Consider the following 11992-nt stretch of genomic DNA (forward strand, 5'->3'; position numbering starts at 1 on the left):
TTTTTAAAAAGGGTGGAACAAGTTTGACGCTGATCTGCGTCAATATTTTGGCTGGAATCTTTCGCTATTAACTTTATGCCAAACTATTGACCTTATGGATGCCATCCTAAACAATCGCCCCACTAATGTCACATTGATATTTACGCGGCGACTTGCCCTTGAGCATGTGATCCAGTTCCGGTTTTAAACTTTCCGACATACGGTCATTCCGGTTGCCATCATCCGACGCAGCACCCTTAATTGCTGTGATTCACGACAAGAAGTTCTGGGAAATCCTTACCATGCGTTCGCACCTGTTCAAGGCATTGCCTTTCGCTCTCGCCGCGTCTTTTGCACAAGCACAAACCCTGCCCGAAGCCATGCAACAGGCACTGGATGTCCATCCGGAAATCCAGGCGGGGGTCAATAGTCGTTTGGCTGCGGATTATCAGTTAAAGGCTGCCAAAGGTGGATACCTGCCCAAGGTCGACCTGCTCGGCGGTTATGGCCGTGAAGGCACCGACAGCGTCACCACCCGCGCCAACGGCGGCGGTAATCACTGGGAAACCCTGAACCGCAGCGAGTCAAGTTTACGTCTCTCGCAAATGGTTTTTGACGGTTTCGCGACGTCCAGCGAGGTAGGGCGTCAACAAGCCACCGTCAACTCCCGCGCCTATGCCTTGCTCGGGACCTCCGAGCGCACTGCGCTGACCGTGGCCCAGGTTTATCTGGATGTACTGACCCGCCGCGAATTCGTGCGTCTGGCCGAGGAAAACCTCAAGAGCCACCAGCGCATCTACGATCAGATCCAGTTGCGCACCCAGCGCGGCGTCGGCAGCGGTGCTGACCTCGACCAGGCCGAAGCGCGGATGGCCCAGGCCCGCAACAACCTGATCACCGAGCAGACCAACCTCGCCGACTCGGAAACCAACTTCCTCAGCGCCGTCGGCCAGATGCCCGATCAACTGGAGCGTCCTGCGCCGTTCATGGCGATGATGCCGGCCAACCTGAATGAAGCCCGCACGCAGATGCTGGAAAACAGCCCGATCCTGCGTTCGGCCGAGTCCGACATCGCCGCGGCCGAAAAGCAGTACGAAACCGCCAAGTCGACCTTCTACCCGCGTTTCGACGCCGAGCTGGGCCGCACCGCCGACAACGACCTCGATGGCCAGAACGGTCACAACAATGAATGGCAGGCGATGCTGCGCATGCGCTTCAACCTGTACTCCGGCGGCAGCAACAAGGCTGACCTGGAATCCAAGTCCTATCTGTCGAACCAGGCGCTGGACATCCGCAACAACGCCCTGCGTCAGTTGAACGAGGAACTGGGCCTGGCCTGGAACGCCCTGAATAACGCCAATGCCCAAGTGCCGATCGCCCAGCAGTACGTCGATCACAGCACCTCGGTGCGTACCGCGTACCAGCGTCAGTTCAGTCTGGGCGAACGAACCCTGCTGGATTTGCTCGACAGTGAAAACGAACTGTTTACCGCTTCGCGTCGTCTGGCCGAGATCAAGAACATTCAGTTATTTACTCAATACCGAATCAAGGCGACCATGGGCGAATTGCTCAAGAGCCAGGGAGTGGTCGCACCATTGGCATCCGTTGTGCAGAACGACGTGAAGCCCAAGGTTCAACTGCCCGATATGAATTGAGTTGTCCCTTTTCAACTGTTAAAGAGTGTCGAGCGTGGAATCAGAAGTCAGTCGAGTTCATCTCAGTCATGATCCACGCGCGATGCACGACGATCCGTTACTGGATGGTCTGCTCGCTCTTTGCATGCTGCACCAGAAACCCGCCAGCGCGGCGATGCTGACCACCGGTCTGCCGCTGCCCAAGCAACGCCTGAGTGTCGAGCTGCTGCCCCGTGCGGCGGCGCGCGCCGGGCTGCAGGGGCGGGTGCTGCAACGCAAGCTGGAAGAAATTCCGGCCATCGCGATGCCGGCGTTATTGTTGCTCAAGGATGGCCGCAGTGCCGTTCTGCTCGGCTGGCAGGGGGAGAACGATGCCCGGGTGTTGCTCAGCGAAACCGATGGCGGCGAGTCCCTCGTCAACCGTGAGCTGCTGGCCGACGACTACCTCGGCAAAGTGTTCTTCGCCCAACCCCAGCACAAATTCGACGTCAACCACGGCACGCTGATCCCGCGTGCACGCTCGTGGTTCCGCGACACCCTCAAGCGTTCGCGCTGGCTGTACGCCGACGCCATCGCCGCCAGTTTCCTGATCAACATCATCGCCATGGCTGCGCCGCTGTTCGTGATGAACGTCTACGACCGCGTGGTGCCGAACCAGGCCGAAGCGACCCTGTGGGTGCTCGCGCTGGGCATCACCGGCGCCTATCTGTTCGACCTGATCCTCAAGAGCCTGCGCAGCCTGTGCCTGGATCTGGCCGGCAAGAAAACCGACCTGATCATTTCCGCCACGCTGTTCGAACGCATCGTCGGCATGGCCATGAAATACCGGCCGGCGCGGGTCGGCAGCTTTGCCCAGAACATTCATGAGTTCCAGAGCCTGCGCGACTTCCTCGCCTCGCTGACCCTGACCAGCCTGATCGACCTGCCGTTCACTATCCTGATTTTCATCGTCATCGCCATTCTCGGCGGGCATCTGGTGTGGATTCCAGTGCTGGCCTTCCCGATTGCACTGTTGATCGGCTACGCCTTGCAGAAGCCGCTGGTGGCCACCATGGAACGCACCATGGCGCTGGGTGCCGAGCGTCAGTCGAGCCTGATCGAAACCCTCGCCGGCCTCGACGCGGTGAAGGTCAACAACGCCGAAAGCGAGCGCCAGTACCAGTGGGAACAGACCATCGGCACCCTCAGCCGCCTCGAGCTGCGGGTGAAAATGCTCTCCGGTCTGGCGATGAACATCACCCTGCTGATCCAGCAGCTGGCCGGGGTGATCATGATCGTCTTCGGCGTGTACCAGATCATCGCCGGCAACCTGAGCATGGGCGGCCTGATCGCCTGCTACATGCTCAGTGGCCGCGCCCTCAGCCCGCTGGCGTCGCTGTCCGGTCTGCTGACCCGTTACCAGCAGGCGCGGGTGACCATGACCTCGGTCGACCAGATGATGGAGCTGCCGCAAGAGCGCAATTTCGAAGAGCGCCCGCTGAGCCGCAAGGTGCTGCAAGGTGCGATCGAATGCCGTCAGCTCAACTTCACCTACCCGGATCAACAGAACCCGGCGCTGAAGAACATCAACCTGGTGATCCGTCCCGGCGAGAAAATCGGCATCATCGGCCGCAGCGGCTCGGGCAAGAGTTCGCTGGCGAAATTGCTGGTCGGCCTGTATCAGCCGGACGACGGCGCGTTGCTGGTGGACGGCGTCGACATTCGCCAGATCGACGTCAGCGAGCTGCGCTACAACATCGGCTACGTGCCGCAGGACATCCAGCTGCTGGCCGGCACTCTGCGCGACAACCTGATTTCCGGTGCCCGTTACGTCGAGGATGAGCTTGTGCTGCAAGCCGCCGAACTGGCTGGCGTCCATGAATTCGCCCGCCTGCACCCACAGGGTTATGAACTGCAAGTCGGTGAGCGCGGGCAGAACCTGTCCGGCGGCCAGCGCCAGAACGTCGCCCTGGCCCGGGCGCTGTTGCTCAACCCGCCGATCCTGCTGCTCGACGAACCGACCAGCGCCATGGACAACACCGGCGAAGAGCGCCTCAAGCAGCGCCTCGCGGCGGTGGTGGAAAACAAGACCGTGGTGCTGGTGACGCACCGGGCATCACTGCTGTCGCTGGTCGACCGCCTGCTGGTGGTCGACCGTGGACAGATTCTCGCCGATGGCCCGAAAGCCGCCGTGATGGAAGCGTTGAAGAAGGGGCAGATCAGTGTTGCTTAAGTCGGGTTTCAAGGATTCGATCCGCCGCTACTTCAAGGGCTCGGCATCGCTGCAAGGCCAGCCGCTGCCAGAGGTCAACAAGGCCTTGATCGAGGATGCGCCGCGCGTGGTGCGGCTCACGATCTGGGCGATCATCGGTTTCTTCGTGTTCCTGATGCTGTGGGCCAATTTCGCCGTCATCGACGAAGTGACCAAGGGCGACGGCAAGGCGATTCCGTCGTCGAAGGTCCAGAAAATCCAGAACCTCGAGGGCGGGATCGTCTCCGAGCTGTTCGTCAAGGAAGGCCAGATCGTCGAGGCCGGCGCGCCGCTGGTGCGGCTGGATGACACGCGTTTTGCCTCCAACGTCGGTGAAACCGAGGCTGATCGCCTGTCGATGCTGCTGCGGGTCGAGCGCCTGAGCGCCGAGGTCGATGACCGGCCGCTGAATTTCCCCGAGGATGTGCTCAAAGCCGTGCCGGGTCAGGCAAAGAGCGAAGAATCGTTGTACATCAGCCGTCGCCAGCAACTGCACGATGAGGTCGGTGGCTTGCAGGAACAGTTGATCCAGCGTCAGCAAGAGCTGCGCGAGTTCACCTCGAAGCAGGCGCAGTACCGCCAGCAACTCGGCCTGCAACGCCAGGAAATCAACATGTCCGAGCCGCTGGTGGCCCAGGGCGCGGTGTCGCCGGTGGAAGTGCTGCGACTCAAGCGTGCCGAAGTGGAAACCCGTGGTCAGCTCGACGCCACCACTCTGGCGATCCCGCGTGCCGAATCGGCGATCAAGGAAGTGCAGCGCAAGATCGACGAAACGCGCGGCAAATTCCGCAGCGAAGCCCTGACCCAGCTCAACGAGGCGCGCACCGATCTGAACAAGGCCCAGGCCACCGGCAAGGCGCTCGAAGACCGGGTCAGCCGTACGCTCGTCACCTCGCCGGTGCGGGGCATCGTCAACAAGATGCTGGTCAACACCATCGGCGGCGTGATCCAGCCGGGCAGCGACCTGTTGGAAATCGTGCCGTTGGACGACACGCTGCTGGTCGAAGCGAAGATCCGCCCGCAGGACATCGCGTTCCTGCATCCGGGCCAGGAAGCCACGGTGAAATTCACCGCGTATGACTACACCATCTACGGCGGTTTGAAGGCGAAGCTTGAGCAGATCGGCGCCGACACCATCACCGACGAAGACAAGAAAACCACCTATTACGTCATCAAGCTGCGCACCGAGCGCAGCCATCTGGGCACCGACGAGAAGCCGTTGCTGATCATCCCGGGGATGGTGGCGTCGGTGGACATCATCACCGGCAAGAAGACCGTGTTGAGCTATCTGCTCAAGCCGATCATCCGCGCGCGGGCCGAGGCGTTGCACGAGCGCTAGATCTTTATTGGCCTTTCAGGCCTCTTCGCGAGCGAGCCCGCTCCCACTAGGAATCTCGGTTAGAACACGATTGTGTGCTCACCAAAGAACTCTGTGGGAGCGGGCTTGCCCGCGAAGGCGTCAGTCAAAACAACAAATTCCGTCCAGAAGTGACACAAATGGTCACTCACCATCCAGTCCATTCCGAAGCAATCGCCATATCGTTATTCGTTAACGGTATTTAATTTCCAATTCTTATAGCTATAAAGTCAGCCTCCTGCGTACCTGCCGACCAATCGGCGCGCCGCACGACACGAACCCACACGCAATCCAGCGTGAGTTTCTGATCGACGCGCGCGCCCTTGAGCGCGCCGTGCGTGGGAGATTGATTGATGTCCGCAGCTACTGCTACCCCAAGCGCCGCGACTGTCGCGCCGCAAACCTTCGAGATCCGCCCGTTCAGCGGTGCCGTCGGCGCCGAAATCATCGGCCTCGATCTGACCCGTCCGGTCAACGATGAGGACTTCGCCCGCATTCACCGTGCGCACCTCGATCATCACGTCGTGGTGTTTCGCGACCAGCGCATCACCCCGCAACAACAGATCGACTTCAGCCGTCGTTTCGGCGTGTTGCAGATCCATGTGCTCAAGCAGTTCCTGCTGGCCAATCACCCGGAAATTCTCATCGTCTCCAACATCGTCGAGAACGGCCAGAACATCGGCCTCGGTGATGCCGGCAAATTCTGGCACTCGGACCTTTCCTATAAGGAGCTGCCGAGCCTCGGCTCGATGCTGCATGCCCAGGAGCTGCCATCCGAAGGCGGCGACACCCTGTTCGCCGACATGCACAAAGCCTGGGACAGCCTGCCCGACGCGCTGCGCAAAGCCGTCGAAGGCCGCTCGGCTGCGCATTCCTACACGGCGCGTTACAGCGAAACCAAATTCGAAGGCAACTGGCGCCCGACCCTGACCCCGGAGCAACTGGCCCAGGTCGCCGAGGTCGTGCACCCAGTGGTCCGCACCCACCCGGAAAACGGTCGCAAGGCGTTGTTCGTCAGCGAGGGCTTCACCACCCGCATCGTCGGCCTGCCGGAAGACGAGAGCAAGCAACTGCTCGACGAGCTCTACGCCCACAGCGTGCTGCCGCAGAACATCTATCGCCATCAATGGCAGCCCCACGATCTGGTGTTCTGGGACAACCGCTCGCTGATCCACCTTGCCGCCGGTTGCCCTGCGCACCTGCGCCGCAAGCTGTATCGCACCACCATCCAGGGCGACGCGCCTTTCTGATTTGCCGGAGATCCGATCATGTCCAAACGTCTTCCATTCGCACCGCTGGCGGCGGCCATCGGCCTCGGTTTCAGCCTGATCGCCGGCAGCCTGGTGGCGCCGACCGTGGCCCACGCCGAAGGTGAAATCCGCATCGCCGAACAGTTCGGCATTGTCTATTTATTGCTCAACGTGGTGCGTGATCAGGGACTGATCGAGAAGTACGGCAAGCAGGAAGGGCTCGACATCAAGGTCGACTGGACCCAGCTGTCCGGTGGCGCAGCCGTCAACGATGCGCTGCTCTCCGGTTCCATCGACATTGCCGGCGCCGGCGTCGGGCCGCTGCTGACGATCTGGGATCGCACCCACGGCAAGCAGAACGTCAAAGCCGTAGCCTCGCTGGGCAACTTCCCGTACTACCTCGTCAGCAACAATCCCAAGGTCAAAACCATCGCCGATTTCACCGAGAAGGACCGCATCGCGGTGCCGGCGGTGGGCGTTTCGGTGCAGTCGCGTTTCCTGCAATACGCGGCGGCCAAGCAGTGGGGCGACAAGGAATTCAATCGCCTCGACAAATACACCATCGCCGTCCCGCACCCGGACGCCACTGCTGCGCTGATTGCCGGCGGCACCGAGCTGACCGGGCATTTCTCCAACCCGCCGTTCCAGGATCAGGCGCTGGAAAATCCGAACGTGCACGTGGTGCTCAACTCCTATGACGTGCTCGGCCCGAACTCGCCGACCGTGTTGTTCGCCACCGAGAAATTCCGCAATGAGAACCCGAAGACTTACAAGGCGTTCGTCGAAGCCCTGACCGAAGCCGCGCAATTTGCGCAGAACGATAAGGGCGCGGCGGCGGACACTTACATCCGCGTGACCAAGGCCAAGATCGACCGCGCCGCGTTGCTGAAAATCATCGACAACCCGCAGTTCGAATTCAGCGTCACGCCGAAAAACACCTACCCGCTCGCCGAATTCCTCTACCGCGTCGGCGCGATCAAGAACAAACCCGAATCGTGGAAGGACTACTTCTTCCAGGACGCCAAACCGCTGCAAGGGAGCTGATCGACATGAACGCCCCTTTGCAAGGCCACGCGGCCAGCAACCCGATCGCCACCGCGCAAGCGCTGCTGGCGGTCGATCAGGTCAGCCTCGAATACCGTACGCCGCAGCGCGTCGTGCGGGCCACCCACCAGGTCAGTTTCGAAGTCGATCAACAGGATCGCTTCGTGCTGCTCGGCCCGTCCGGCTGCGGTAAATCCACCTTGCTCAAAGCCGTCGCCGGGTTCATAGCGCCGTGCGAGGGCGAGATCCGTCTGCAGGGCCAGCGGGTCGACGCGCCGGGGCCGGACCGGATTGTGGTGTTTCAAGAGTTCGATCAACTGCCACCGTGGAAAACCGTCAAACAGAACGTGATGTTTCCGCTGTTGGCTTCACGCACGTTGAAGAAAAAGGAAGCCGAAGAGCGTGCGCTGCACTATCTGGAAAAGGTCGGTCTGGCGGCGTTCGCCGATGCCTATCCGCACACCCTGTCCGGCGGCATGAAGGCGCGGGTGGCGATTGCCCGGGCGCTGGCGATGCAGCCGAAAATCCTGCTGATGGACGAACCGTTTGCCGCGCTGGACGCCCTGACCCGGCGCAAGATGCAGGAGGAATTGCTGCTGCTCTGGGAGGAAGTGCGTTTCACTTTGTTGTTCGTGACGCACTCGATTGAAGAAGCGCTGGTGGTGGGCAATCGCATCCTGCTGTTGTCGCCGCACCCGGGCCGGGTGAGGGCGGAAGTGCACAGCCATCAATACGATCTGCACAGCCTCGGTGGCGTGGCGTTTCAGGAATCGGCGCGACGCATTCACCGTTTGCTGTTCGATGAAGGGCAGTCGCCGGAAACCGAGCGCGAACTGGATTTCACTGATATCCGCATCGCTTATTGAGCCGCCTGGAGGATTGCCCGATGAGCCATTCATCATCCGTACGTCAAGCTTTCGAAAACGATCTGCAACCGCTGACCAGCGTTCCGGTGGAGCGCGAACTGCCGCTGGGTCAGCGCCTGTGGCAGCAGGGCTGGTTGCGCAAAAGCGTGATCCTGGTTTTGCTCGCCGTGCTCTGGGAGGTGGTGGCCCGGGTGCAGAACAACGATCTGCTGCTGCCGAGCTTTTTGCAGACCAGTCATGCGCTGTATGACGGCCTGCTCAGCGGCGAACTGCTGGGCAAGGTCTGGATCTCGCTGGTGGTGCTGCTCAAGGGTTACCTGATCGGCATCGTCCTGGCCTTCGCCCTGACCACGCTGGCGGTCTCGACTCAGGTTGGTCGCGACTTGCTGAGCACCCTGACCTCGATGTTCAACCCGCTGCCGGCGATTGCGCTGCTGCCGCTCGCCTTGTTGTGGTTCGGGCTGGGTCAGAACAGCCTGATTTTCGTGCTGGTGCATTCGGTGCTGTGGGCGCTGGCGCTGAACACGTATGCCGGGTTTCTCGGTGTCTCGGAAACCCTGCGCATGGCCGGGCGTAATTACGGTCTGAAGGGCATGCGCTTCGTGCTGTTCATCCTGATTCCGGCAGCGCTGCCGTCGATTCTGGCCGGGCTGAAAATCGGCTGGGCCTTCGCCTGGCGTACCCTGATCGCCGCCGAACTGGTGTTCGGCGCCACCAGCGGCAAGGGTGGTCTGGGCTGGTACATCTTTCAGAACCGCAACGAGCTGTACACCGACAAGGTGTTTGCCGGTCTGGCAGTGGTGATCCTCATCGGTTTGCTGGTGGAGAACCTGGTGTTCGACACACTGGAGCGGGTGACGGTGAAGCGCTGGGGAATGCAGCGCTGAGATGTGTGCGGAAGCGGCTGGCCCTTTCACGAGCAAGCCCGCTCCCACATTTGAAATGCATTTCCCCTGTGGGAGCGGGCTTGCTCGCGAAGACGTCGGTTCATGCGCCACCGACTTCAAGTATGTTTGCTAGCATTGCACCCAGATCAATCCTGATCAGTCACGAGTGCTCAGCATGCAACTCCCGGACATGAACCTGTTGGTCGCCCTCGACGCCTTGCTCGACGAGGGCAGCGTGGTCGGCGCCGCGCGGCGGATGAACCTCAGTTCGGCGGCCATGAGCCGCACGCTGACGCGGATCCGCGAAGCCATTGGCGATCCGATCCTGGTGCGTGCCGGCCGCGGTTTGGTGCCGACGCCCAAGGCGCTGGAGCTGCGCGAGCAGGTTCGGGATGTGGTCGAGCAGGCGGCGCTGCTGTTTCGCTCGGCCGATGCCGTGGAATTGGGCACGTTGCGCCGGCGCTTCAGCATTCGCGCCAACGATTTTTTCGTTGGCGTGTACGGCGGCAAGCTGTTCGACACCCTCGATCAACTGGCGCCGCACTGTGAGTTGCGTTTCGTTCCCGAAGGGGATGGCGACGATGAAGCGCTGCGCGAAGGGCGCATCGACCTGAGTGTCAGCAACACACGACCGGTGACCCCGGAAGTCAAAGTACAGAACCTGTTTTCCACCCATTTCGTCGGTCTGGTGCGCGAGGACCATCCGCTGCTGGATGGCGAGATCACCGCCGAACGTTACGCCGGGTTTTCCCACATCAGCATGTCCCGCCGGGGCATCGCCCGTGGACCCATCGACACCGCTTTGAATGCCCTGGGGCTGGAGCGGCGAGTCGCGGTGATCGCGCCGAGTTTTCATGCGGCGATGTTCGCCCTGCCGGACTCCGATCTTATCCTGCCGGTGCCCAAGGAAGCGCTGCTCAGCGTGCGGCGGCTGGGCTTGAAACTGCGTTCGTTCGACCTGCCGATTCCGTTGCCGACCCTGATGCTGACCCAGGCCTGGCACCCGCGTTTCGACAAGGATCCGGCCCACCGCTGGCTGCGTGAAACCCTCAAGACCTGCTGCGACGAAACCTGGCTGGCGGCGCAGCCCTGACGATTGCGTCTGGTGCAACTATAAGCTGCCGACAAGTCAATTTTCGTCAGCCGTAAGCCTTACTAAGATGCTCCGGTATTTTTCCCTCCGGAGTTTGCTTGCATGACATCCCTGACGGTCACGGCGCCGATCGCCGCTGCCGCTCCGATGGCCGCCGCGCCACCGGTGTTCGGGGCGCGGATCATCATCGGTCTGGTCGGCGTGCTGCTGGCGGTGCTGGTGTCGGGTCTCAACGAGATGGTGACCAAGGTCGCCCTGGCCGACATTCGCGGCGCCCTGAGCATCGGCTACGACGAAGGCACCTGGCTGGTCGCGAGTTACACCGCGACCTCGGTGGCGGCCATGGCGTTTGCGCCGTGGTGCTCGGTGACCTTTTCCCTGCGTCGCTTCACCCTGTGCGCCATCGGCGTGTTCACGTTGCTCGGGGTGCTCTGCCCGTTCGCCCCGAACTACGAAAGCCTGCTGCTGATGCGCATCCTGCAAGGCCTGGCCGGCGGCGCGCTGCCGCCGATGCTGATGACCGTTGCGCTGCGATTCCTGCCGGCCAACATCAAGCTTTACGGCCTCGCCGGTTACGCCCTGACCGCGACGTTCGGCCCCGGTCTCGGCACGCCGCTGGCGGGGTTGTGGACCGAATACGTCGGCTGGCAGTGGACGTTCTGGCAAATCATCGTGCCGTGCCTGATTGCCATGGCGATGGTTGCCTGGGGCATTCCACAGGATCCGCTGCGCCTGGAGCGCCTCAAGTCGTTCAACTGGAAAGGTTTGCTGCTGGGCTTTCCGGCGATCTGCATGCTGGTGATCGGCCTGTTGCAGGGCAATCGCCTGGACTGGTTCGAGTCGAACCTGATCTGCGCTTTGCTCGGCGCCGGTTCGTTGTTGCTGGTGGCGTTTCTGATCAATGAGTGGTCGCAGCCGATTCCGTTTTTCAAGTTGCAGATGCTCGGCATTCGCAACCTGTCGTTCGCGCTGATGACCTTGGCCGGGGTGCTGGTGGTGCTGCAGGCAGTGGTGCTGATTCCATCGAGTTATCTGGCTCAGGTGCAGGGTTACCGGCCGGTACAGACTGCGCCGATCATGCTGATCGCGGCGTTGCCGCAGTTGATCGCGCTGCCGCTGGTGGCAGCGCTGTGCAACCTGCGCTGGGTCGATTGCCGCTGGGTGCTCGGGATCGGTTTGAGCATGTTGACGCTGTCGTGCCTGGGCGGCTCGCAGCTGACCTCTGAGTGGATTCGCGACGATTTCTACGTCCTGCAATGGCTGCAGATTTTCGGCCAGCCGATGGCGGTGCTGCCGTTGCTGATGCTGTCGACCGGCAGCATCCAGCCGCAGGACGGGCCGTTCGCCTCGGCGTGGTTCAACACCGTGAAAGGCCTGGCGGCGGTGGTCGCCACCGGCGTGATCGAAGCGCTGACCACTTCGCGCCTGCATTTTCACTCGACGATGCTGGTCGATCGCCTCGGCAACTCGCCGCTGGCCGCGAGCAACGACCCCGGCCTCGCCCATCGCCTGCATGAACAGGCGGTGGTGCTGACTTCTTCGGATCTTTACCTGTGCATGGCCGGCGTCGCAGTGGCGCTGATCCTGCTGATTTTCTGGCTGCCGACGCGGATCTTTCCGCCGCGTGCGCCGACCTGATTGAAATAGAAGGT

Annotated in this window: 9 protein-coding genes; all 9 read left to right on the forward strand. The window is 61.6% G+C overall.

Annotated elements, in window-relative coordinates; all coding sequences use genetic code 11:
- Positions 1-281: 281 nt before the first annotated feature.
- Entirely contained in the window at positions 282-1634 is a 1353-nt protein-coding gene (locus tag C6Y56_RS00680) for a TolC family outer membrane protein (RefSeq protein ID WP_169428309.1), read from the forward strand.
- A gap of 34 nt (positions 1635-1668) precedes the next feature.
- Positions 1669-3825, forward strand: a complete 2157-nt coding sequence (locus tag C6Y56_RS00685; RefSeq protein ID WP_169428310.1) for a type I secretion system permease/ATPase — start codon at positions 1669-1671, stop codon at positions 3823-3825.
- Complete coding sequence (locus C6Y56_RS00690; RefSeq protein ID WP_169428311.1) at positions 3815-5182, forward strand: HlyD family type I secretion periplasmic adaptor subunit; 1368 nt, start codon at positions 3815-3817, stop codon at positions 5180-5182. The genes C6Y56_RS00685 and C6Y56_RS00690 overlap by 11 nt, the downstream gene beginning before the upstream one ends.
- Before the next feature lie 371 nt (positions 5183-5553).
- Complete coding sequence (locus C6Y56_RS00695; protein ID WP_085613330.1) at positions 5554-6450, forward strand: TauD/TfdA dioxygenase family protein; 897 nt, start codon at positions 5554-5556, stop codon at positions 6448-6450.
- An 18-nt stretch (positions 6451-6468) separates the two neighbouring features.
- Entirely contained in the window at positions 6469-7494 is a 1026-nt protein-coding gene (locus C6Y56_RS00700) for an ABC transporter substrate-binding protein (RefSeq protein WP_007957722.1), read from the forward strand.
- A gap of 5 nt (positions 7495-7499) precedes the next feature.
- A complete protein-coding gene (locus tag C6Y56_RS00705; RefSeq protein ID WP_007957720.1) occupies positions 7500-8360 on the forward strand; it encodes an ABC transporter ATP-binding protein in 861 nt (286 codons plus the stop codon).
- A 20-nt stretch (positions 8361-8380) separates the two neighbouring features.
- Positions 8381-9247, forward strand: a complete 867-nt coding sequence (locus C6Y56_RS00710; protein ID WP_169428312.1) for an ABC transporter permease — start codon at positions 8381-8383, stop codon at positions 9245-9247.
- A 175-nt stretch (positions 9248-9422) separates the two neighbouring features.
- Positions 9423-10340, forward strand: coding sequence for a LysR family transcriptional regulator (locus C6Y56_RS00715; protein WP_127796543.1), 918 nt, complete (start codon positions 9423-9425; stop codon positions 10338-10340).
- A gap of 102 nt (positions 10341-10442) precedes the next feature.
- On the forward strand, positions 10443-11978 hold the full coding sequence (locus C6Y56_RS00720) for an MFS transporter (protein WP_169428313.1): 1536 nt from the start codon (positions 10443-10445) through the stop codon (positions 11976-11978).
- The last annotated feature ends 14 nt before the right edge of the window (positions 11979-11992 follow it).

The organism is Pseudomonas fluorescens (genome assembly GCF_012974785.1).
Classification (GTDB): domain Bacteria; phylum Pseudomonadota; class Gammaproteobacteria; order Pseudomonadales; family Pseudomonadaceae; genus Aquipseudomonas; species Aquipseudomonas fluorescens_BT.